Genomic DNA, 22,651 nt, shown 5'->3' on the forward strand with positions numbered 1-22,651 from the left:
CGGCGCCCGGACCTGTGGACAACTCCCCGGTTGTGGACAGCGGCGTCACCCGGTACCCCGCGGGTCCCGTACACTTCTTCTGGCGATCCGGGTCACCGGGTCGACTTCGCACGCCCCGGTACCGGGGTCCCGGCAGTGGTCGGATTCCGGTATCTGCGCCCCTCGGTCCTTCGTGGCTCGGCGCATCGCGGGCGTCAGGCGCGGGAGCCGTCCGGTCCCCGCGGCACAACCGAGAAAAACAAGGAGAACGGCCATGGCCGTCGTCACGATGCGGGAGCTGCTGGAGAGCGGCGTCCACTTCGGTCACCAGACCCGTCGCTGGAACCCGAAGATGAAGCGCTTCATCTTCACCGAGCGCAACGGCATCTACATCATCGACCTGCTCCAGTCGCTGTCGTACATCGACCGTGCCTACGAGTTCGTCAAGGAGACCGTCGCCCACGGCGGCACGGTCATGTTCGTCGGCACGAAGAAGCAGGCGCAGGAGGCCATCGCCGAGCAGGCCACCCGCGTCGGCATGCCCTACGTCAACCAGCGCTGGCTGGGCGGCATGCTCACCAACTTCTCGACCGTCTACAAGCGTCTGCAGCGCCTCAAGGAGCTCGAGCAGATCGACTTCGAGGACGTCGCCGCGTCGGGTCTGACGAAGAAGGAGCTCCTGGTCCTCTCGCGTGAGAAGGCCAAGCTCGAGAAGACCCTCGGTGGTATCCGCGAGATGTCCAAGGTTCCCAGCGCCGTCTGGATCGTGGACACCAAGAAGGAGCACATCGCGGTCGGTGAGGCCCGGAAGCTCAACATCCCGGTCGTCGCCATCCTCGACACCAACTGTGACCCCGACGAGGTCGACTACAAGATCCCGGGCAACGACGACGCGATCCGCTCCGTCACCCTGCTCACCCGCGTGATCGCCGACGCCGTGGCCGAGGGCCTCATCTCCCGCTCCGGTGTCGCCACCGAGGGCAAGGGCGAAAAGGCCGCCGGCGAGCCGCTGGCCGCGTGGGAGCGCGACCTGCTCGAGGGCGAGAAGAAGGCGGACGCCGAGACCGCCGAGAACACGGACGAGGCCGCCGAGAAGCCGGCCGAGGCCGCTGCCGAGGCGCCCGCCGCCGAGGAGGCCCCGGCTGCGGAGGCTCCGGCGGCCGAGGCCGAGGCCCCGGCCGCCGAGGGCGAGCAGGCCTGACCCGTCGGGACGTGCGACGGCGGGAGCGGTGACGTCACGTCCGCTCCCGCCGTTCACCCGTAAGTCAGCGGTGGGTCGCGGCCCCACGGTTCCGTGGGGGCCACAGACCCCGTAGATCTCCGATCTTCCAGACTTCGAGAAAGACTCACAGACTCATGGCGAACTACACCGCCGCCGACGTCAAGAAGCTCCGCGAGCTCACCGGCGCCGGCATGATGGACTGCAAGAAGGCGCTGGACGAGGCCGAGGGCAACGTCGACAAGGCCGTCGAGGCGCTCCGCATCAAGGGCCAGAAGGGCGTCGCCAAGCGCGAGGGCCGCTCCGCCGAGAACGGCGCCGTGGTCTCCCTCGTCGCCGACGACAACTCCTCCGGCGTCCTGGTCGAGCTGAAGTGCGAGACGGACTTCGTCGCCAAGGGCGAGAAGTTCCAGGCCGTCGCCAGCGCGATCGCCGAGCACGTCGCCAAGACCTCCCCGGCCGACATCGAGGCGCTGCTCGCCTCCGAGATCGAGCCCGGCAAGACCGTCCAGGCGTTCGTGGACGAGGCCAACGCCAACCTGGGCGAGAAGATCGTCCTGGACCGCTTCGCGCAGTTCGCGGACGGCTACGTCTCGGTCTACATGCACCGCACGATGCCCGACCTGCCCCCGCAGATCGGTGTCCTCGTCGAGCTGGACAAGCCCAACGCCGAGGTCGCCAAGGGCATCGCCCAGCACATCGCCGCCTTCGCGCCGAAGTACCTCTCCAAGGAGGACGTGCCGGCCGAGGTCGTCGAGTCGGAGCGTCGTATCGCCGAGGAGACCACCCGCGCCGAGGGCAAGCCCGAGGCCGCGATCGCCAAGATCGTCGAGGGTCGCCTCAACGGCTTCTTCAAGGACGCCACGGTCCTCGGTCAGCCGTACGCTCTGGACAACAAGAAGTCCGTGCAGAAGGTCCTGGACGAGGCCGGTGTCACCCTGAAGCGCTTCGCGCGCATCAAGGTCGGCATCTGAGTCCGTACCGCGACGGACGCCCGGCCCCGATAGGGTCGGCAGCAGTCGTCCGTGGACGCCGTCACCTGGCGTGTGGCGGACGACAGCAGATCTGACGAGGAGGCCATTGCCGCGCACGGGTTGCGAACACCCCACCGGCAGTGGCCTTCTTCGTATGTGCACCACGTGAAAGAGGCGGGATCTCCCATGACCACCAAGGCCCAGAAGAGCGACGACGGCGAAGTGAGCGGCCGGTTTCTGCTGAAGCTGTCCGGAGAGGCTTTCGCCGGTGGCGGCAGTCTGGGTGTCGACCCCGACGTGGTGCACAAGATCGCCCGCGAGATCGCGGCCGTCGTGCGCGACGGGGCGCAGATCGCGGTGGTCATCGGCGGCGGCAACTTCTTCCGCGGCGCCGAACTCCAGGTACGCGGCATGGACCGGGCCCGCTCGGACTACATGGGCATGCTCGGCACGGTCATGAACTGCCTCGCCCTCCAGGACTTCCTGGAGAAGGAGGGCATCGACAGCCGTGTCCAGACCGCCATCACCATGGGACAGGTCGCCGAGCCGTACATCCCGCTGCGCGCCGTGCGCCACCTGGAGAAGGGCCGCGTGGTCATCTTCGGCGCCGGCATGGGCATGCCGTACTTCTCCACGGACACCACCGCCGCCCAGCGCGCCCTGGAGATCGACGCCGAGGCCCTCCTGATGGGCAAGAACGGCGTGGACGGCGTCTACGACTCCGACCCGAAGACCAACCCGGAGGCCGTCAAGTTCGACGCCCTCGGCTACGGCGAGGTCATCACCCGCGATCTGAAGGTCGCCGACGCCACCGCCATCACGCTGTGCCGCGACAACAAGCTCCCGATCCTCGTCTTCGAGCTTCTGGCGGAGGGCAATATCGCGCGGGCCGTCAAGGGTGAGAAGATCGGCACGCTGGTGAGTGAGCAAGGCAGCCGGGCCTGACGGGGGAACTCCCGGGCCCGGCCCGTAGGAACCCCGGTTCGCACGACAAAGCCCGACCGGGCGACGGACCCCGGCCGGGGGATGGACAATGTCCTGCCGGTCGGGAACCGTGCAGGAAGAAGACGCGACGCAGCCGGCCGCCGCCTCCGCAAGGAACCGCAGCCGGGCCTACTCAAGACACGCAGGAGCAAGTGGTGATCGAAGAGACCCTCCTCGAGGCCGAGGAGAAGATGGAGAAGGCCGTCGTGGTCGCCAAGGAGGACTTCGCCGCGATCCGCACCGGCCGTGCGCACCCGGCGATGTTCAACAAGATCGTGGCCGACTACTACGGCGCGCCGACGCCGATCAACCAGCTGGCTTCGTTCTCCGTGCCGGAGCCGCGCATGGCAGTCGTGACCCCGTTCGACAAGAGCGCGCTGCGCAACATCGAGCAGGCGATCCGCGACTCGGACCTCGGCGTCAACCCGAGCAACGACGGCAACATCATCCGGGTGGTGTTCCCCGAGCTGACCGAGGAGCGCCGCCGCGACTACATCAAGGTCGCCAAGAGCAAGGGCGAGGACGCCAAGGTGTCCATCCGCGCCGTGCGCCGCAAGGCCAAGGACGCCATCGACAAGCTCGTCAAGGACGGCGAGGTCGGGGAGGACGAGGGCCGCCGTGCGGAGAAGGAACTCGACGACACCACCGCGAAGTACGTCGCGCAGGTGGACGAGCTCCTGAAGCACAAGGAAGCGGAGCTGCTCGAGGTCTGATGAACGACTCTTCCTGGGGCGCTCCGCCACGTGCCGGTTCACAGGCCGGGTACTGGGGGCCCAACGATCACGGGGCCGTTCCGCACGGACCCGTCCAGGGGGCTGCCGCGGCGGGTCCCGCGTACGATGCGCCTGAGGCGCAGCAGACTCGCCCCATGCCCATCGTCCCCGACGTACCCGCTCATGGCGGAAACCAGGATGACGACCGGGGGGCCGCTCGGCTGGGCGGCCCCTTGTTCCGAGACGAGACGTTCCGCGACGGGACGTCCCACGGCGGGACGTTCCGCGACGAGACGTTCCCCGTGGGGACGTTCCGTGACGAGACCCCGTCGGCGCTGCCCCCTGCGGCGGTGCCGCAGAATCCGGAGCCCATGCCCGACGCACCGCAGCCGGCACCCGTCCCGCAGAAGAAGACCGCGGGCCGTGACCTGACTGCGGCCATAGGCGTCGGTGTCGGGCTCGGTGCGGTCATCGTGGCGTCGCTGTTCGTGGTCAAGGCCGTGTTCGTCGGCGTTGTCGCGGTCGCCGTCGTCGTCGGCCTGTGGGAGCTGACCAGCCGGCTCCAGGAGCGCAAGGGCATCAAGGCGCCGCTGGTGCCGCTCGCGGTCGGCGGCGCCGCCATGGTCGTCGCCGGGTACGTCCGGGGCGCCGAGGGAGCCTGGGTCGCCATGGCCCTGACCGCGCTGGCGGTCCTGGTCTGGCGGATGACGGAACCGCCGGAGGGCTACCTCAGGGACGTCACGGCCGGTGTCTTCGCGGCCTTCTACGTCCCGTTCCTGGCCACGTTCGTCGCCATGATGCTCACCGCGGACGACGGAGCGCGCCGCGTCCTGACCTTCCTGCTCCTGACCGTCGTCAGCGACACCGGGGCGTACGCCGTCGGCTGGCGCTTCGGCAAGCGCAAGCTCGCTCCGCGCATCAGCCCCGGCAAGACCCGAGAGGGCCTGCTCGGCGCGGTGTCCTTCGCGATGGTCGTGGGCGCGTTGTGCATGCAGTTCCTGATCGAGGACGGCGCCTGGTGGCAGGGCCTGCTGCTCGGCCTGGCGGTCGCGGCCAGCGCCACGCTCGGCGACCTTGGCGAGTCCATGATCAAGCGGGACCTCGGCATCAAGGACATGGGCACCCTGCTCCCCGGCCACGGCGGCATCATGGACCGGCTGGACTCCCTGCTGCCCACCGCGCCGGTGGTGTGGCTGCTGCTGGTGCTGTTCGTGGGCTCCGGCTGAGTCACTTCCCGCCCCGCACCCGCGACGAGCCCCCGTCCCCCGAGGACGGGGGCTCGTCGTATGAGCCGACCGGGGCATCCGAGTGGATCTGCGACACTGGAAGGGTTATGCCGAAGCCCGGAGAACTCACTTTCGTCGCCCCCCGCGGAGCCAAGAAGCCGCCGCGGCATCTCGCCGACCTCTCGCCCGCCGAGCGGAAGGAGGCGGTGGCGGGGATCGGTGAGAAGCCGTTTCGTGCGAAACAGCTGTCCCAGCACTACTTCGCGCGGTTCGCGCACGACCCGGCCGAGTGGACCGACATCCCCGCCGGCGCCCGCGAGAAGCTGCGCGAGGCGCTGCTGCCCGAGCTGATGACGGTCGTACGGCACCTGTCCACGGACCAGGGGACCACCCGCAAGACGCTCTGGCGGCTGTTCGACGGCACGCTCGTGGAGTCGGTGCTGATGCGGTACCCGGACCGGGTCACCATGTGCATCAGTTCGCAGGCCGGCTGCGGGATGAACTGTCCCTTCTGCGCGACCGGGCAGGCCGGGCTGGACCGGAACCTGTCCACCGCCGAGATCGTCCACCAGATCGTGGACGGGATGCGGGCGCTGCGCGACGGGGAGGTCCCCGGAGGGCCGGCCCGGCTGTCCAACATCGTGTTCATGGGAATGGGCGAGCCGCTCGCCAACTACAAGCGGGTCGTCGGCGCGATCCGTGCGCTCACCGACCCCGCGCCCGACGGGCTGGGGCTCTCGCAGCGCGGGATCACCGTGTCGACGGTCGGGCTGGTGCCGGCCATCAACCGGTTCTCCGACGAGGGCTTCAAGTGCCGGCTCGCGATCTCGCTGCACGCCCCCGACGACGAGCTGCGCGACACCCTCGTCCCCGTGAACACGCGGTGGAAGGTGCGCGAGGTGCTCGACGCCGGGTTCGAGTACGCCGAGAAGTCCGGACGCCGGCTGTCCATCGAGTACGCGCTGATCCGCGACATCAACGACCAGGCCTGGCGGGGCGACCGGCTCGGGCGCATGCTCAAGGGCCGGCCCGTGCACGTGAACCTGATCCCGCTGAACCCGACGCCGGGCTCCAAGTGGACCGCCTCCCGGCCCGAGGACGAGAAGGCGTTCGTCGAGGCCATCGCGGCGCACGGGGTGCCCGTCACCGTCCGGGACACCCGCGGTCAGGAGATCGACGGGGCGTGTGGTCAGCTCGCCGCCACCGAGCGGTAGTCTGGCCGACGTCAGTACGGTCCTGTTTTCGGACAGTGCGACGAACCAGACATCTTCATATTCCGACAGGGGAGCGCCACAGCGCTGAGAGTGCGGCAACCGGGCCGCAGACCCTCTGAACCTCGCCCAGGTCATTCTGGGTAGGAAGTTCGGTCATCACTCGAGCTGTTGCGCCCTGCCCGGGAGCCCCCTCGCGGGTCCCCGGGCAGGGCCGCGTCTCTTCCTGGTCACCTCCAGGAGGAATACCAGTGCACACCAGGACGTTCATGGCCGCGGCCGTCGTGCTCGGCCTCGTCACGCTGTCCGCCTGCGGATCGTCGGACGACGGCGGATCCGCGCAGGGCGGGAGCAGGACCGTCACCCTCGTCAGCCACGACTCGTGGGCCGTCTCCGAGAAGGTGCTCGCCGACTTCGAGAAGCGGTCCGGCTACCGGGTGAAGGTCCTCAAGGACGGCGACACCGGGCAGGCCGTCAACAAGGCGATCCTCACCAAGGACAACCCCCAGGGCGACGTCTTCTTCGGCGTCGACAACACCCTGCTCTCCCGCGCGCTCGACAACGACCTCTTCCAGCCGTACGAGGCGCGGGGGCTCGACCAGGTCGACGGCCGGTACCAGCTGGACGCCGGCAAGCACCGGGTCACGCCCGTCGACCACGGCGACGTCTGCGTCAACTACGACAAGAAGTACTTCGCCGACCACAAGCTGGCGCCCCCCGCCGGCTTCGACGACCTGGTGAAGCCGGAGTACAAGAACCTCCTCGTCACCGAGAACGCCTCCACCTCCTCACCCGGCCTCGGATTCCTGCTGGGCACCGCGGCGAAGTACGGCGACGAGGGCTGGCAAGGCTACTGGAAGAAGCTCAAGGCCAACGGCGTGAAGGTGGTCGACGGCTGGGAGCAGGCCTACAACGAGGAGTTCTCCGGGTCGGCCGGCGGCAGGAAGGCCGGCGCGGACCGGCCGCTCGTCGTCTCCTACGCCTCCTCCCCGCCCGCCGAGGTGATCTACGGCGACCCGAAGCCGACGACCGCGCCGACCGGCGTCGCGGTCGGCACCTGCTTCCGGCAGGTCGAGTTCGCCGGACTGCTGAGCAACGCGAAGAACAGCGAGGGCGGCAAGGCGCTGATCGACTTCCTGATCTCGAAGGAGTTCCAGGAGGACATGCCGCTCAACATGTTCGTCTACCCGGTGGCGAAGGGCGCGGCCGTGCCCGCCGAGTTCACCGAGTACGGCCCGGCCGCCGAGGATCCCGAGACGATGGACCCGGCGAAGATCGCCGCGGACCGCGACCAGTGGGTCAAGTCGTGGACCTCGCTCGTACTGAAGTGAAGCCGCGGGCGGCCGGCCGCCGTCGGCGTACCGGGAGCGCGGCTCGGCTCGGGCTCATGGCCCTGCCCGTCGCGTTCTTCGGGCTGTTCTTCGCCTACCCGGTCGCCGCGATCACCGCGCGGGGACTGTACTCCGGCGGCGGCTGGCACTTCGGGCGCCTGCTCGACGTGCTCGGACAGTCCGACATCCGGCACGTCCTGTGGTTCACCACCTGGCAGGCGCTCGCCTCCACCGCGCTGACCCTGCTGCTCGCGCTGCCCGCCGCCTACGTCTTCGCCCGCTTCTCCTTCCCCGGCAAGCAGGTCCTGCGGGCCGTCGTGACCGTCCCGTTCGTCCTGCCGACCGTCGTCGTCGGTACGGCGTTCCTGGCGCTGGTCGGGCGCGGCGGCCTCCTCGACGACCTGTGGGGCGTACGGCTGGACACCACCGTGTGGGCGATCCTGCTGGCCCACGTCTTCTTCAACTACGCCGTGGTCGTGCGCACGGTCGGCGGGCTGTGGGCGCAGCTCGACCCGCGCCAGGAGGAGGCCGCGCGCGTGCTGGGCGCCTCGCCGCTGCGGGCCTGGCGGCAGGTCACCCTCCCGGCGCTCGCGCCGGCCGTAGCCGCCGCCGCGCTCATGGTGTTCCTGTTCACCTTCACCTCCTTCGGTGTGGTGCAGATCCTCGGCGGGCCGACGTTCTCCACGCTGGAGGTCGAGATCTACCGGCAGACCTCCGAGATCTTCGACCTGTCGACGGCGGCCGTTCTCACGATCGTCCAGTTCGCCGCCGTCGGCGCGATCCTCGCCGTGCACGCGTGGACCGTACGGCGGCGGGAGAGCGCGCTGCGGCTCGTGGACGCGGCGGGGACGGCACGGCGACCGCGCGGCGTGGGGCAGTGGGCGTTGCTGGCCGGGGTGCTCGGCACGGTCGCGCTGCTGCTCGTGCTGCCGCCGGCCGTGCTGGTGCAGCGCTCCCTCGACGCCCCCGACTTCGCCTACTACCGGGCTCTGACGAGCGAGGACGGCAACGTGTTCCTGGTGCCGCCGATCGAGGCGGTCGGGAACTCGCTGGAGTACGCCCTCGCCGCGACCGCGATCGCGGTGACGATCGGCGCTCTGGCGGCGGCGGCCCTGACCCGGCGGGACGCCGGGCGCCTGGTCCGCGGGTTCGACGCGCTGCTGATGCTGCCGCTGGGGGTCTCCGCGGTGACCGTCGGCTTCGGCTTCCTGATCGCGCTGGACGAACCTCCGCTGGACCTGCGGGCCACCTGGATCCTCGTACCGCTCGCGCAGGCGCTGGTCGGCGTGCCCTTCGTCGTGCGGACCATGCTGCCGGTGCTGCGGGCCGTGGACGAGCGGCTGCGGGAGGCCGCGGCCGTGCTCGGGGCGTCACCGTGGCGGGTGTGGCGGGAGGTGGACCTGCCGATGGTGCGGCGGGCACTGCTGGTCGCGGCCGGGTTCGCCTTCGCCGTGTCGTTGGGGGAGTTCGGCGCGACGGTGTTCATCGCGCGGCCCGACAACCCCACCCTGCCGGTCGCCGTGGCACGGCTGCTGGGGCGGGCCGGCGAGCTGAACTACGGCCAGGCCATGGCCCTGTCGACGATTCTGATGCTGGTGTGCGCGATCGCCCTGCTGCTGTTGGAGCGGATCCGCCCCCAGTCTCGAACAGGCTCGACCGGGGGCACCCCCGTCGACCGTACCGGGGAGTTCTGATGCTGAGGCTGGAAGCCGTGACCGTGCGGTTCGGGGACCGGGCGGTGCTGGACGCCGTCGATCTCACCGTCGTCGAGCACGAGGTGGTGTGTGTGCTCGGGCCCAGCGGCAGCGGCAAGTCGACGCTGCTGCGGGCGGTGGCCGGGCTGCAACCACTGGACGCCGGACGGGTGGTGCTGGACGGACGGGACCAGTCGGGGGTGCCCGCGCACCGGCGCGGGCTGGGGCTGATGTTCCAGGACCATCAGCTGTTCCCGCAGCGCGACGTCGGCGGCAACGTGGCCTTCGGACTGCGCATGCGCGGCGTCGACCGGGGACGACAGCGCGAACGGGTCGGGGAGTTGCTCGATCTGGTGGGGCTGCCGGACGCGGCCGGGCGGGCCGTCGCCGCGCTCTCCGGCGGTGAGCAGCAGCGGGTGGCGCTGGCCCGCGCGCTCGCGCCCAGCCCACGGCTGCTGATGCTGGACGAACCGCTCGGACAGCTCGACCGGTCGCTGCGGGAGCGGCTGGTCGTCGAACTGCGCGAACTCTTCGACCGGTTGGGCACCACGGTGCTCGCGGTCACCCATGACCAGGGCGAGGCGTTCGCGCTGGCCGACCGGGTCGTGGTGATGCGGGACGGGCGGATCGCCCAGTCCGGCACGCCACTTGAGGTGTGGCAGCGGCCGGCGGACGCGTTCGTGGCCCGTTTCCTCGGCTTCGACAACGTGGTGGAGGCGAGCGTCACCGGGGAGGCCGCGGACACACCGTGGGGCAAGGTGCCGGTGCCGGCCGGCTCCCCGCAGGGCACCCGCACGCTGCTGGTGCGGTCGGCCGGGGTGCGGCTGGTCGAGGCCGGACAGGGCCTGCCCTGCACGGTCGCCGCCCGCACCTTCAAGGGCACCCACGTCGCCGTCCGCCTCCAGCCGCGGGACGCCCCGCGCCTGGAGGCCGCCTGCGCGCTGCGGCTGGCGCCGGAGACCGGGGACACGGTCGGGGTGGAGTTCGACGCGACCGAAATCGTCGTGCTCGACTGATCGTCCCGCCCGTACGGTGTGGCGCATGAGCCTTCTCTCGCATGATCGGTACTGCGACGAAATCGCGCACCAGGTGGGGCAGTTGAGGTCCATCGTGACCTCCGGTGCCGACCTGTCGGCCACCGTGCCGACCTGCCCCGACTGGTCCCTGGAACAGCTCGTCCGGCACACGGGCGGGGCCCTGCGCTGGGTGGAGCTGCTGGTGCGGACCCGGGCGCGGGAGAACATCAGGGACGAGCAGATCCCCGCGCACGGCGGTCCGCAGGCCCGGGCCGACCCGGCCGTGCTGGACGCATGGCTCACGGAGGCCGGTGAGAGGGTCGTCGCCGCGCTGCGGGAGGCCGGGCCCGACACCGAGGTGTGGGGCTGGGCGGGGGAGGGTGACACCCGGTTCTGGGCCCGCCGGATGACCCACGAGATCACCGTGCACCGCGCCGACGCCGCGCTCGCCGCCGGGCTGCCCTACGAGGTGGCGCCGGAGGTCGCCGCGGACGCGCTGGACGAGTGGCTGTACCTCGTGGCGTGGGTGCAGCGGAACCTGCCGCACCGGGCGTCCGCCGAGCTGTGCGCCGCGGAACACCGGGGCCGCAGCATCCATCTGCACGCCACCGACGCGCCGGCGGGGCTGGACGCCGGGCGAAGCGGGATGGCGGACCCCCCGCCCGCAGGGTGGGGGAGGTGGGTGGAGCTGACCGAGCGCGGGATCGTCTGGCGGCGGGGACACGCGAAGGCGTCCGTGGCGCTGCGCGGCCCGCTCACCTCGGTCCTGCTCGCCTTCTACCGCCGACTGCCCCTGGACGCGCCGGAGCTGGAGGTTCTCGGCGATCGTGAGCTGCTGGAGTTCTGGCTGGAGAAGACGGCCTTCGGCTGAACCGGCGAGTGGCCCGCCCCGCCCATCGGCCCGGGGCGGGCCACTCGGACGGTCAGCGGTTGCCGGTTCCCTTGCGGCGCATGCCGAAGAAGACCGCGCCGCCGCCGACGAGGACCAGGACGGCCGCGATGCCGACGATCAGGCCGGTGCGGGAACTGGCGCCGGTCTCGGCGAGGTTGGACTCCTGGGCGGGCGACGGGGCGTTGCTCGCGGTGTCGGCGGGCGTGGTGCTGTCGCTCCCGGAGGCCGACGGGGCCGGGGTTTCCGGCGTCGCCGGGGGTGAGACGGTGTCGGAGGGCGGCGTCGAGGGGGTCGACGGCGTGGCGGGGGCCGACGGCGTGGCGGGGGCGGTGGGCGTGGCGTCCGCCTGGCAGGCCTTGGCCGGGGTGGTCAGGTTGGGCGCGATGTCGGCGTCGAGCAGGGTCTTCCCGCCCCGGGCGGCCGCGACGCGGACCCGGTACTCGGCGCCCGGCTCCCAGGCCTCGGCGAAGGTGACGGTGACGCCCTTCTTCGAACCCTCGACCGTCTGCTCGCCGATCTTCTTCAGGTCGGCGTTGTTGTTCTGGAGGAAGACCTTGACGACGGCCGTGGTGCCCGTCGGATCGGTGTCGGTGACGGTGATGACGCCCTTCGGTCCGTCACAGGACGCGGTCGCGGAGAACTGGTCGATGCTGAGGGAGCCGGTGGCCAGCGCGGAGCCGGAGGCGCCGAGGACAAGGGCGGCCGAAGCGCCGACGAGAGCGGACACGCGCACCGAACGGGCGGCGGTACGGCGGGATGGGGACACGTTTGTCCTTTACGTGATGTGCAACTGCGGGGAGCGGAGGGGGAGATGCCGCCCTCGATGCGGCGGCGACAGCCTCCCCGGGGGTCCCACAGGTCTATAAGCGTTCCATAAGACGTGTCAATGCGTCGATGGTTCCGGCCCCTCGGCTTTGCCCGATCATCGACCGCTGAGACGTTTCAGCGCGTCGGGAGCCTCCTCGATCCGGTCGACCAGGGCGATACGGCCCTCCATCGACCGCTCCTCCGCCAGCTTCCGCAGCAGCGGCCAGGCCGGCAGCCGCTCCGTCCAGTGCGCCCGGTCCACGAGAACCATCGGCGTCGGCCCGCCCCGCGACTCGTAGTAGTTGGGCGTCGCGTTGTCGAAGATCTCCTGTACGGTCCCGGCGGCACCCGGCAGGAACACGACGCCGGCGGTGCAGCGGGCCAGCAGGCCGTCCTCGCGGGTGGCGTTGGAGAAGTACTTGGCGATGTGCGCGGCGAAGGGGTTGGGTGGCTCGTGGCCGTAGAACCAGGTGGGGACGCCGACGGAGGGGCCGCCCCCCGGCCAGCGGGAGCGGACCTCGAAGGCGGCCGACGCCCAGTCGGTGACCGAGGGGGTGAACCCCGGCGCCTTGCCCAGGAGACGAAGGGCCTCGGTGAGCATGCCGTCGGGGAAGGGGGCCGCGTAGGCGCCCAGGTTCGCCGCCTCCATCGCGCCCGGACCGCCGCCGGTCGCCACCGTCAGCCCGACGCGGGCGAGTTCGCGACCGAGTCGCGCGGCGCCGGCGTAGGCGTCCGTCCCGCGGGCCACGGAGTGGCCGCCCATCACTCCCACCACCCGGGCGCCGGAGAGGAGTTCGTCGAGCGCGTCCGAGACGGTGTCGTCGTGGACCGCGCGGAGCATGGAGGCGAAGATGTCGCCGTCGGCCTTCGTCCGCTGGAACCAGCGGTAGGTCAGGGCGTCCGGCGTCGCGTCGTAGCCCTCGTCGAGCGAGGCGAACAACTCGTCGGGTGTGTGGACGAAGCCGCGGTACGGGTCGAAGGGGAGGCCGGGTATCGGCGGGAGGACCAGGGCGCCCGACGTGCGCGCCTTCGTCGCCGCGTCCGCTTCCATCGGGCAGCCGAGGAAGACGGCGCCCTCGGTGTCCACGGCGAGCAGGACGTCCGTACGCTCCGTCAGGTCGACGGCCTGGACGCGGAAGTGGGACAGGGTGCCCCGGGTGGAGACCACCTCGTCGAACTCGGCGAGGGACTCGATCTCACGGTCGTGTGTGCCGTCGTACGGTTGGGCGGGTGTCGGGTGCACCCGCCCATGCTAGGGCGTGTCTGACGATTCCCGTCGGGCGCGCGACGCCTGGCACGGCACTCCCCCGGCCTTCGGCCGGGGGCACCCCCGCGCCGCGTTGTCGGATCACCCGAGTACATCCGGTACACGGGCGATCCTCCGCCTTGCGATCCTCCCCCACTGCCCGAACGGCGTGGGAGGTGCCCCCAGCACCGGACGCCGCGCGCTGATCCGACACGAATTGCCAGACGCGCCCTAGGCGTGCCCCGTCGGGCGGGGCGGATCAGCCCTGGACCGCCGACGGGTCCATCCAGACGACCTCCCAGGTGTGGCCGTCGAGGTCGTCGAAGGAACGCCCGTACATGAAGCCGAGGTCCTGCGTCTCGTTGGCCGGCGAACCGCCCACCGCCAGGGCGCGGTCGGCCAGTTCGTCCACCTTCTCGCGGCTCTCGGCGCTCAGCGCGATCATGACCTGGCTGGTCTTGGTGGCGTCCGCGATCTCCTTCTTGGTGAAGGTCGAGTAGAACGGCCTGGTGAGCAGCATCGCGATGATGCTGTCGCTGATCACCACGGAGGCCGCTTTCTCGTCGCTGAACTGGGGGTTGATCGAGTAGCCCAGGTCCGTGAAGAACTTCTTGGAGGCCTCCAGGTCGTTCACGGGCAGGTTGACGAAGACCATCTGCTGGTAGGCCGGAGTGCTCATCGGGGTGTCTCCCATCGGGTCGTGCCGCTCGTGCTGCTCGCGTGCGGTGTCGTGCGTGTCCTTTTGGTGGGTAGGACCCGGGGGCCGTGCGGAAGTCATCGGTCGCCGAAGAATTTTTCGCGCGGATCCCCGGACGCTCCGCACGGGGCCTCGTGCGGCTCAGGGGGTCAGCGGGAGGGCGGCGAGCGCCGCCACGGTCAGCGTGAGCGGGACGAACAGCGCGGCGAGGGCGCCGGCCCGCAGCGCCGCCGCGCCGCGCAGCACGGTGGAGGGGGCGCCGAGGCGGAGCAGGGCGGCCGTCGTGCCGGCGCGGGCCTGGCGGGCCTCGACGGCGGCCGTGAGGAGCGTGGCGAGGGCGCAGCCGCCGACCAGGGCCGCGCCGAGGGTGGCGAGCGGGCCGAAGGACGGGTCGGCGGGGTCGTGCAGCGCGGCCATGGTGTACGCGCCGGAGGCGACCGCGCACAGGATGCCCAGGGGGGCGCCGATGCGGGACGCCTCCGCCATCAGGCCGCGGCCGGCGAGGAGGCGGAGGGCGCCGGGGCGGGCCGACTGGAGGAGGCGGCCGCAGAGGTGGGTGAGGCTGGGCCCGGCCACGGCGAGGCCGATCGCGGTGAGCGTCCAGCCGAGCAGGACCGCGGCGGGTCCGGTGGGGCCGCCGGGCAGGGTGAGCTGGTGGCCGGGGGTGCGGCCGGCGTACGCCTCGACGGCGAGGCCGGCGGCGAGGAGGGCCGCACCCCAGGGGAGGCCGGTGGGGTCGGGGCGCGGGGAGTCGTGCGGGGTGTGGCCGGGGGCGTGGACCGGGGTTTCCCGGGCCTCGCCGTCCCCGTCCGGGGCGGCCGTGGCCACGGTGTGACGGGGGCGCCGGGTGTCGCCGTCCAGGACCGGCGCGGTCAGGGTGCGACCGGGTTGCCGGGGGGCGCCGTCGCCGTCAGGGCCCGGCGCGGTCACGGCTCGGCGGGCCTGCCTCGCGCCGAACCTGCCGTACGCGCCGAACGTCTCCCGGCCGCCCGCGGAGGTGGTGAAGCGACGGAGGGCCGGGTTCGTGCCCCGGGTGGTTCTGGCCGGCCGGTTGTCACGGGGGCGGAGCGTCAGGGCCACCGTCAGTGAGGCCGCCGCGGGGGTCAGGGCCAGGAGGGTGAGGGCGGCGGGCAGGGGGAGCGGGACGTCCGCAGCCAGGAACGATGCCGCCGCTCCGTCGAAGGGCATGCCCGTGAGATCGCCGCGGAGGTGGAGGAAGACGAGCAGGGCCAGCATCGAGCCGAGCGCGGTGGACAGGGCCGTCGTGGTCGCCGAGACCGCCATCAGGCGGGTGGGGCCCAGGCCGATCGCCGCCAGGCCGGGGCGGGGCCGGGTGCCGGGGTCGGTGCGGGCGACCGCGAGGGCCAGGTGGACGGTGGCGGCCAGCGGGACCGCGCACCAGGCCAGCCGCAGCGCCGCGCCCGCCGGGGCGCCGGGGTGGCTCAGGGCGTGGCCGAGGGTGCACAGCAGGAGGAAGCCGGTACCGGCCGAGGCCGCCGCGACGAGCAGACGGCGCAGTTGGACGGCCGGACGGGCGCTGCGGGTCAGGCGGAGAGCGAGCACGTCGCCCGGCCCTCCGACTCGGTGACCGGCGGCAGGTGGACGGTGCGCACCCGGCGCCCGTCCAGGAGCGGGACCGTGCGGTCGGCGAGGGCCGCGGTGTCGGCGTCGTGCGTGGCCAGGACGACGGTGATGCCGTGCGAGCGGGCCGCCGTGGTCAGCGTGCGCAGCACGTGGCCGCGGTCCGCCCGGTGTAGGGGGGCCGTCGGTTCGTCCGCGAAGAGGACGGACGGGGCGGGGGCGAGGGCGCGGGCGATGCACACGCGCTGGCGTTCCGCCTGGGTCAGTTCGTGGGGCCGCAGGCGGCACTTGTCGCCGACGTCCAGGCGTTCCAGCCACTCCAGGGCGGCGACCCTGGCCCGGCGGCGGCTGGTGCCGCGCAGCATCAGGGGGAGGGCCGCGTTCTCCCAGACGTTCAGTTCCGGGACGAGCGCCGGCACCGGGTCGATCCAGCCGAAGCGGTCGCGGCGGAGCCGTTCGCGGGCCATCGGGCCCATGGTGTGCACGGGGACGCTGTTGAACCACACCTCGCCGCGCTGGCCGCGGGCCAGCCCGGACAGGCAGTGCAGCAGGGCCGTCTTGCCGCTGCCGCGCGGGCCGGTCACGGCGAGGATCTCGCCCTCCCGCACGCCGAGCGACACGCCGCCCAGCGCGGGGGAGCCGTCGGGGTGCGTGTAGTGCAGGGCGTGTGCCCACAGCACGTCGTTGTCCGGCGGGGCCTCCATGGGCGTACACCTTCGTTCAGATCCGTAGTTCCCGTGCCGTTCCCCCGTCCGGGGGAACGAAGGCAGGGCCGATCGGTCACTGGCACGCTAGGCAGCCGGGGTCGGGCATCCGGACAGCACACGGCCCCGGGCCGCCGTTTCTCACTCGAACGGACGGCACCGGGGCCGGTGTTGATCACCTGAGACGAAGATCCCCACGGCTCCGCCGGGGATCGGGGACGGGAAATCCCCGGGAGGGCGTCAGAGCTTCGTCCACGCCTCCGTCAGCGTGGCGCGCAGGATCTGCTCGATCTCGTCGAAGGTCTCCTGGTCGGAGATCAGCGGCGGGGCGAGCTGGACGACCGGGTCGCCGCGGTCGTCGGCACGGCAGTACAGGCCGTTGTCGAAGAGCGCCTTGGACAGGAAGCCGTACAGGACGCGCTCGGTCTCCTCGTCGCTGAAGGACTCCTTCGTCACCTTGTCCTTGACCAGCTCGATGCCGTAGAAGAAGCCGTTGCCGCGGACGTCGCCGACGATCGGCAGGTCGTGCAGCTTCTCCAGGGTGGCGCGGAAGGCGCCCTCGTTGTCGAGGACGTGCTGGTTGAGGTTCTCGCGCTCGAACAGGTCGAGGTTGGCGAGGCCCACGGCCGCGGAGACCGGGTGGCCGCCGAAGGTGTAGCCGTGCAGGAAGGTGTTGTCGCCCTTGTAGAACGGCTCGGCCAGGCGGTCGGAGATGACGCAGGCGCCGATCGGGGAGTAGCCCGAGGTCATGCCCTTGGCGCAGGTGATCATGTCCGGCACGTAGCCGAACTTGTCGCAGGCGAACATCGTGCCGAGACGGCCGAAGGCGCAGATGACCTCGTCCGACACGAGCAGCACGTCGTACTGGTCGCAGATCTCGCGGACCCGCTGGAAGTAGCCGGGCGGGGGCGGGAAGCAGCCGCCGGCGTTCTGGACCGGCTCCAGGAAGACCGCGGCGACGGTGTCCGGGCCCTCGAAGAGGATCTGCTGCTCGATCTGGTCGGCGGCCCAGCGGCCGAAGGCCTCGGGGTCGTCGCCGAAGATCGGGGCGCGGTAGATGTTGGTGTTCGGGACCTTGTGCGCGCCCGGGACGAGCGGCTCGAAGGGGGCCTTGAGGGCCGGCAGGCCGGTGATGGACAGGGCGCCCTGCGGGGTGCCGTGGTAGGCGACCGCGCGTGATATGACCTTGTACTTGGTGGGCTTGCCGGTCAGCTTGAAGTACTGCTTGGCGAGCTTCCAGGCGGTCTCGACCGCCTCGCCGCCGCCGGTGGTGAAGAAGACCTTGTTCAGGTCGCCGGGCGCGTGGTGGGCGAGGCGTTCCGCCAGCTCCACGGCCTTGGGGTGGGCATAGGACCACACCGGGAAGAACGCCAGCTCCTGCGCCTGCTTGAAGGCGGTCTCGGCCAGTTCCGTGCGGCCGTGGCCGGCCTGGACCACGAACAGGCCCGCGAGACCGTCGAGGTAGCGCTTGCCCTTGTCGTCGTAGATGTGGGTGCCCTCGCCCCGGACGATCGTCGGGACGGGGGCGTTCTCGTACGAGGACATGCGGGTGAAGTGCATCCACAGGTGGTCGTACGCGGTGCGGCTGAGGTCCTTGGTGCTCACGGTTATCGGGTCCTCACGGTTATCGGGTTCCCCACATGTAGGTCTGCTTCTTGAGCTTCAGGTAGACGAAGCTCTCGGTGGAGCGCACGCCGGGCAGCGCGCGGATGCGTTTGTTGATGACGTCGAGCAGGTGGTCGTCGTCCTCGCAGACGATCTCGGCGAGGACGTCGAACGAGCCCGCGGTCATCACCACGTACTCGACCTCCGCCATGTCGGTCAGCGCGTCGGCGATCGCCTCCGTGTCGCCCTCGACGTTGATCCCGACCATCGCCTGCCTGCGGAATCCCACGGTGAGCGGGTCCGTGACGGCGACGATCTGCATCACGCCCTGGTCGAGCAGCTTCTGGACGCGCTGGCGCACGGCCGCCTCCGACAGGCCGACGGCCTTGCCGATCGCGGCGTACGGCCGCCGGCCGTCCTCCTGGAGCTGCTCGATGATGCCGAGGCTGACGGCATCCAGGTGCGGGGTGCCGTTCTTGGACTCGCGGGAGTCCCGGTGCTCTGCGCTTCGACTGGCCACGGGGTCACTCTGCACGACGTATCGACAGTTACGCAAGGAGCAGGCGATGAAATTCGTTGTTTACGTCACTGAGACTTGCGGATTTCGCAGCGGTGGTGCGATCGGGGGTGTTGAAAACGTCGGTGCGCCGATTAGGGTGGGTGTCTCAGTCATTGGACACTTCGACCCTGACACAGGAGGCCGGCAGTGAGCACGGAGCTGCGGGGGCTGCGCACCCTACGGAATTACATCGCCGGTGAGTTCCGGGACGCCGCCGACGGACGGACCACCGAGGTGGTCAACCCCGTGACGGGTGAGGCGTACGCGACGGCACCCCTGTCCGGCCCGGCGGACGTGGACGCGGCCATGGAGGCCGCCGCGGCGGCCTTCCCGGCGTGGCGCGACACCACCCCCGCGGAGCGCCAGAAGGCCCTGCTGAAGATCGCGGACGCGTTCGAGGAGCGTGCCGAGGAACTGATCGCCGCCGAGGTGGAGAACACCGGCAAGCCGATCGGCCTCACGCGGTCCGAGGAGATCCCGCCGATGGTCGACCAGATCCGCTTCTTCGCGGGCGCGGCCCGGATGCTCGAGGGGCGCTCGGCCGGCGAGTACATGGACGGCATGACCTCGATCGTCCGCCGCGAACCGGTCGGCGTCTGCGCGCAGGTCGCGCCGTGGAACTACCCGATGATGATGGCCGTGTGGAAGTTCGCCCCGGCGATCGCGGCGGGCAACACGGTCGTCCTCAAGCCGTCGGACACCACCCCGGCCTCCACCGTCCTGATCGCCGAGATCGTCGGCTCGATCCTGCCCGAGGGCGTCTTCAACGTCGTGACCGGCGACCGCGACACCGGCCGCCTGATGGTGGAGCACCCGGTCCCGGCGATGGCGTCCATCACCGGCTCCGTGCGCGCCGGCATGTCCGTCGCCGAGTCGGCGTCGAGGGACCTCAAGCGCGTCCACCTGGAGCTGGGCGGCAAGGCGCCGGTCGTGGTGTTCGAGGACACCGACATCGCCAAGGCCGTCGAGGACATCTCCGTGGCGGGCTTCTTCAACGCCGGCCAGGACTGTACGGCGGCCACCCGCGTCCTGGTCCAGGAGGCCATCCACGACGAGTTCGTGGCGGCGCTGGCCAAGGCCGCGGCCGAGACGAAGACCGGGCAGCCGGACGACGAGGACGTGCTCTTCGGCCCGCTGAACAACCCCCACCAGCTCCAGCAGGTCACCGGCTTCATCGAGCGCCTCCCCGCCCACGCCAAGGTCGAGGCGGGCGGCCACCGCGTCGGCGACAAGGGCTACTTCTACGCCCCGACCGTCGTCTCCGGCCTCAGGCAGGACGACGAGATCATCCAGAACGAGGTCTTCGGCCCGGTCATCACCGTCCAGACCTTCACCGACGAGGACCAGGCCGTCGAGTACGCCAACGGCGTCGAGTACGCCCTCGCCTCCTCGGTGTGGACCAAGGACCACGGCCGCGCGATGCGCATGTCCAAGAAGCTCGACTTCGGCTGCGTGTGGATCAACACCCACATCCCGCTCGTCGCCGAGATGCCCCACGGCGGCTTCAAGAAGTCCGGCTACGGCAAGGACCTGTCGGGTTACGGCTTCGAGGACTACACGCGGATCAAGCACGTGATGACGTCGCTGGACGCGTAGGCCTCCGGCGGCCAGGTGGGTCCGGTCCGGCAGGGCCGCGCCGCGCCGGGCCGCGCCGCGCTGGGCCGCGCTGGGCCGCGCCGGGCCGCGCCGGGCTGGGCCAGGCTGGGCCGCGCTGGTTCGCGGCGGCCCGGCCGTCGTGTCCCGCCTGTGGCGCGCGGTGCTCGGTTCCGGCTCGCGCCGTTCCGGCCGTCGCTCCCGCCCGCGGCGCTCCGGGGCGGCCTGATCGGGGGCGGCTCGTTCCGGCCCCCGGCGTTCCGGCCCGGTCCGCCCTGACGTGCTCCGGCCCGTCCGCCCCCGGTGGTTCGGTCGTCGCGTCTCGCCGACCCGGACGGCTTCCCCCAACCCGGACGGCTTCCCCCGCCCCGGACGGCTTCCCCCGCCCCGGACGGCGGCGCTCCGGTCCCCGCCGCCCGGCTTTGCCATCTCTTTACAACCTGTGTCCCCGCTGTCTCGTCTCTCCGCTCGATCCGTCACGCAGCCCGTGCGGACCGACGAAGGAGAGCGACACATGCGATTCGTACGCCGAACCGGCCTCAGCGCCCTGGCAGTCGCGGGCACCGCCCTGCTGATCGGCGCGGGGCCCGCGTCCGCCGACGGGGGGACGCCCACACCCGTCCCGTCCGTCCCCGCGACCGCCCCCACCCCTGCCCCCACCCGTGCTCCCGCCGAGGCGACGCCGGTGCCCGAGCCGACCGTGATGCCGGGCTCCCGCGACCAGGTCCCCGTCGTTCCCCGCGGCGCCGCCGACACCGGTGCGGCCACGCCGTCGTCCGGCGTCGGCGGCATGATCGGCGGCGGGGTCGCCGCGGCCTTCGCCGCAGGCGGCGCCGGGGTGTACGTCCTGCGGCGCCGGAGGACGACCGGCGCATGAGCCCGCACTCCAGGCGCGCCTTCCTCGCCGCGGTCGGCGCCACCCTGCTCGCGGGGTGTGCCGGCGGCGGTCCGGCCGACCGGGCCGCGAGCACACCGCCCGCCTCCCCGGTCACCTCGTCCGGGGCAGCGGCGGATGTGGCACGTCCGCTCGCGCGTTCGGCGCCCGTCGTCCTGCGGATCCCGGCCATCGGGGTCGACACCCCGGTAGTACGGCTGGGCCTCCAGGCCGACGGCAGCGTGGAGGTGCCCGCCGTCACCCCCGACGACCGGGCCGGCTGGTACCGGTACTCGCCGACGCCCGGCCAGAGGGGGCCGTCGGTGATCCTCGGCCATGTCACGGTCGGGAGGTACGGGGACGGCGTCTTCCGCCGGCTCGACCGGCTGCGGCCCGGCGACGGGATCACGGCGCGCCTGGAGAACGGCACGAGCGCGGACTTCGCGGTCACCGCCGTACGGACCGTCGGCAAGGCGGAGTTCCCCACGGCCGACGTCTACGGGAACGTGGACCGGCCCGAGCTGCGTCTGATCACCTGCGGCGGGCCGGTCACCGAGGACGGGTACCGCGACAACGTGATCGTGTTCGCGGTCCTGACCTCTGCGGGAGAACGGTGAAACGATCCCGTGAGAGGGCGGCGGCCGAACTCTTCGCCGCCCTCTACCCGCGCCTGGCCGGCTGGTGCCGTCGGCTCGTCGACGACGACGAGACCGCCCACGAGATCGCCTCGGAGGCGTTCACCCGGCTCTGGGCCCGCTGGACGGCGGTCGCCGAACCGCAGGGCTTCCTCTACGTCACCGCGGCCAACCTGGTCCGCGACCACTGGCGCAGGCTCGAACGCGAACGCCGGGCCGTGCGCCGGGCGACCGTGGAGGCCGCGGTGAATCCGCCCGCCCCGCCCGCCGACCCGTCGGTCCGGCTGCTCGTGCAGTCGCTGCCCGACCGGCTGCGGGTGCCGATCCTGCTGCACTACTACGCTGACATGCCGATCCGGGAGGTCTCCGTGCTCACCGGGCGCAAGGAAGGAACCGTCAAGGCCGATCTGCACGCGGCCCGCGAACTGCTCCGCGCACACCTGGGGAGAAGCCTTGATCACGCACGCTGACGACGCCGACGACGGCACGCGCGACCCCGACGACCCGCTGACCGTCATCCTGCGGCCCCCCTCCGGCCACCTCGCCCCGCCGCCCGGCCACTACGAGGCGGTCCGGCGCGGCGCCGTCCGCCGTCGGCTGCTGCGGACCGCGGTGGGAGTGGGCGCGACCTGCGCGGTCGCCACGCTCGTCGTACTGCCGCTGCGTTCCGGCGGACCGGACGGGCCGGCCGTCCCGGCCGTCCCGGCGGTCCCGATGGCCCCGCCGCCCGCGAGCAGCCCGTCGGCCGTACCGACCCCGTCGCCGTCGCTCGTTCCCACCCCGGGTCCCGTCGGGGAGACGCGTGACTCCAGCCCCGCCACGGCGCTGCCCACGCCCGGCCCCGGCCGCACCGAGTCGCGGCAGGGAGCCACGTCGGCGCCGTCCGGGACGGGACAGCGGGTCACGCCGTCGCCGTCACCGTCCACCGAGCCGGACACGCCGTCGCGAGCGCCCTCGGAGGCCGCCACGCGCCGGTGAGGCGTTCCCGTACCGCAGCCGTCGGCCGGACCGTCGCTCCCATCGCTCCCATCGCTCCCGTCGTTTCCGCAACCGCAGCCGCAGCCGCAGCCGCAGCCGGACCGTCCCTCCCGCTCCGAAGGCCGCCCCGGGG

Annotated in this window: 22 protein-coding genes and 1 riboswitch; of the genes, 15 read left to right on the forward strand and 7 right to left on the reverse strand. The window is 71.9% G+C overall.

The genetic code is table 11. From position 1 onward, the window contains the following. Positions 1–253 precede the first annotated feature (253 nt). The 10 genes from rpsB (at position 254) to ACGFQC_RS30920 (ending at position 11,218) form a co-directional block, all read left to right on the forward strand. A complete protein-coding gene (gene rpsB / locus ACGFQC_RS30875) occupies positions 254–1,180 on the forward strand; it encodes a 30S ribosomal protein S2 (protein WP_363092137.1) in 927 nt (308 codons plus the stop codon). A 155-nt stretch (positions 1,181–1,335) separates the two neighbouring features. Then, positions 1,336–2,172 (forward strand): translation elongation factor Ts, encoded by an 837-nt coding sequence (tsf, locus tag ACGFQC_RS30880; protein ID WP_363092138.1) that lies wholly within the window; start codon positions 1,336–1,338, stop codon positions 2,170–2,172. Between the two features lie 186 nt (positions 2,173–2,358). Continuing rightward, entirely contained in the window at positions 2,359–3,117 is a 759-nt protein-coding gene (gene pyrH / locus ACGFQC_RS30885) for a UMP kinase (protein WP_363092139.1), read from the forward strand. Positions 3,118–3,311: 194 nt separating this feature from the next. Next, positions 3,312–3,869, forward strand: coding sequence for a ribosome recycling factor (frr, locus tag ACGFQC_RS30890; RefSeq protein ID WP_073499094.1), 558 nt, complete (start codon positions 3,312–3,314; stop codon positions 3,867–3,869). Then, on the forward strand, positions 3,869–5,095 hold the full coding sequence (locus ACGFQC_RS30895) for a phosphatidate cytidylyltransferase (RefSeq protein ID WP_363092140.1): 1,227 nt from the start codon (positions 3,869–3,871) through the stop codon (positions 5,093–5,095). The genes frr and ACGFQC_RS30895 overlap by 1 nt, the downstream gene beginning before the upstream one ends. Before the next feature lie 107 nt (positions 5,096–5,202). Next, on the forward strand, positions 5,203–6,309 hold the full coding sequence (gene rlmN / locus ACGFQC_RS30900; RefSeq protein ID WP_363092141.1) for a 23S rRNA (adenine(2503)-C(2))-methyltransferase RlmN: 1,107 nt from the start codon (positions 5,203–5,205) through the stop codon (positions 6,307–6,309). Positions 6,310–6,366: 57 nt separating this feature from the next. Next, a riboswitch (TPP riboswitch) is annotated at positions 6,367–6,474 on the forward strand. Positions 6,475–6,557: 83 nt separating this feature from the next. Further along, entirely contained in the window at positions 6,558–7,637 is a 1,080-nt protein-coding gene (locus tag ACGFQC_RS30905) for a thiamine ABC transporter substrate-binding protein (protein ID WP_363092142.1), read from the forward strand. Between the two features lie 56 nt (positions 7,638–7,693). Beyond that, complete coding sequence (locus ACGFQC_RS30910) at positions 7,694–9,331, forward strand: ABC transporter permease (protein ID WP_393288972.1); 1,638 nt, start codon at positions 7,694–7,696, stop codon at positions 9,329–9,331. Then, a complete protein-coding gene (locus ACGFQC_RS30915) occupies positions 9,328–10,347 on the forward strand; it encodes an ABC transporter ATP-binding protein (RefSeq protein ID WP_363092151.1) in 1,020 nt (339 codons plus the stop codon). Before ACGFQC_RS30910 ends, ACGFQC_RS30915 begins: the two co-directional genes overlap by 4 nt. Before the next feature lie 25 nt (positions 10,348–10,372). Beyond that, entirely contained in the window at positions 10,373–11,218 is an 846-nt protein-coding gene (locus ACGFQC_RS30920; protein ID WP_363092144.1) for a maleylpyruvate isomerase family mycothiol-dependent enzyme, read from the forward strand. Between the two features lie 52 nt (positions 11,219–11,270). On the opposite strand, the gene ACGFQC_RS30925 is transcribed toward ACGFQC_RS30920, so the two are convergent. The 7 genes from ACGFQC_RS30925 to ACGFQC_RS30955 all read right to left on the reverse strand — a co-directional run bounded on the left by ACGFQC_RS30925 (position 11,271) and on the right by ACGFQC_RS30955 (position 18,414). Next, positions 11,271–12,005, reverse strand: a complete 735-nt coding sequence (locus ACGFQC_RS30925; protein WP_363092145.1) for an LAETG motif-containing sortase-dependent surface protein — start codon at positions 12,003–12,005, stop codon at positions 11,271–11,273. A 156-nt stretch (positions 12,006–12,161) separates the two neighbouring features. After that, a complete protein-coding gene (locus tag ACGFQC_RS30930; protein WP_363092146.1) occupies positions 12,162–13,289 on the reverse strand; it encodes a Rossmann fold nucleotide-binding protein in 1,128 nt (375 codons plus the stop codon). Positions 13,290–13,551: 262 nt separating this feature from the next. Then, positions 13,552–13,971 carry a VOC family protein gene (locus ACGFQC_RS30935; RefSeq protein WP_363091981.1) on the reverse strand — a complete coding sequence of 140 codons (420 nt, stop codon included), beginning with the start codon at positions 13,969–13,971 and terminating at the stop codon, positions 13,552–13,554. Between the two features lie 159 nt (positions 13,972–14,130). Then, the gene (locus tag ACGFQC_RS30940; RefSeq protein WP_363091982.1) at positions 14,131–15,552 is read right to left on the reverse strand and encodes a hypothetical protein; all 1,422 of its coding nucleotides are present in this window, start codon (positions 15,550–15,552) and stop codon (positions 14,131–14,133) included. Then, the gene (locus ACGFQC_RS30945) at positions 15,534–16,274 is read right to left on the reverse strand and encodes an ATP-binding cassette domain-containing protein (protein ID WP_363091983.1); all 741 of its coding nucleotides are present in this window, start codon (positions 16,272–16,274) and stop codon (positions 15,534–15,536) included. Before ACGFQC_RS30945 ends, ACGFQC_RS30940 begins: the two co-directional genes overlap by 19 nt. Positions 16,275–16,514: 240 nt before the next feature. Beyond that, positions 16,515–17,879: an aspartate aminotransferase family protein gene (locus tag ACGFQC_RS30950; protein ID WP_363091984.1), complete on the reverse strand. Its 1,365-nt coding sequence runs from the start codon at positions 17,877–17,879 to the stop codon at positions 16,515–16,517. A 19-nt stretch (positions 17,880–17,898) separates the two neighbouring features. Further along, the gene (locus ACGFQC_RS30955; RefSeq protein ID WP_363091985.1) at positions 17,899–18,414 is read right to left on the reverse strand and encodes an Lrp/AsnC family transcriptional regulator; all 516 of its coding nucleotides are present in this window, start codon (positions 18,412–18,414) and stop codon (positions 17,899–17,901) included. A gap of 171 nt (positions 18,415–18,585) precedes the next feature. Between ACGFQC_RS30955 and ACGFQC_RS30960 the strand changes: the two genes are divergently transcribed. From ACGFQC_RS30960 to ACGFQC_RS30980, 5 genes are all read left to right on the forward strand, one after another. After that, positions 18,586–20,034 (forward strand): gamma-aminobutyraldehyde dehydrogenase, encoded by a 1,449-nt coding sequence (locus tag ACGFQC_RS30960; RefSeq protein ID WP_363091986.1) that lies wholly within the window; start codon positions 18,586–18,588, stop codon positions 20,032–20,034. Between the two features lie 511 nt (positions 20,035–20,545). Then, positions 20,546–20,908: a sortase-dependent protein gene (locus ACGFQC_RS30965; protein ID WP_363091987.1), complete on the forward strand. Its 363-nt coding sequence runs from the start codon at positions 20,546–20,548 to the stop codon at positions 20,906–20,908. Then, complete coding sequence (locus tag ACGFQC_RS30970) at positions 20,905–21,522, forward strand: class F sortase (RefSeq protein WP_363091988.1); 618 nt, start codon at positions 20,905–20,907, stop codon at positions 21,520–21,522. Before ACGFQC_RS30965 ends, ACGFQC_RS30970 begins: the two co-directional genes overlap by 4 nt. Continuing rightward, a complete protein-coding gene (locus tag ACGFQC_RS30975) occupies positions 21,519–22,010 on the forward strand; it encodes an RNA polymerase sigma factor (RefSeq protein ID WP_363091989.1) in 492 nt (163 codons plus the stop codon). The genes ACGFQC_RS30970 and ACGFQC_RS30975 overlap by 4 nt, the downstream gene beginning before the upstream one ends. After that, a complete protein-coding gene (locus ACGFQC_RS30980) occupies positions 21,994–22,518 on the forward strand; it encodes a hypothetical protein (protein ID WP_363091990.1) in 525 nt (174 codons plus the stop codon). Before ACGFQC_RS30975 ends, ACGFQC_RS30980 begins: the two co-directional genes overlap by 17 nt. The last annotated feature ends 133 nt before the right edge of the window (positions 22,519–22,651 follow it).

The sequence above is a fragment of the Streptomyces sp. NPDC048734 genome, assembly GCF_043198675.1.
Classification (GTDB): Bacteria; Actinomycetota; Actinomycetes; order Streptomycetales; family Streptomycetaceae; genus Streptomyces.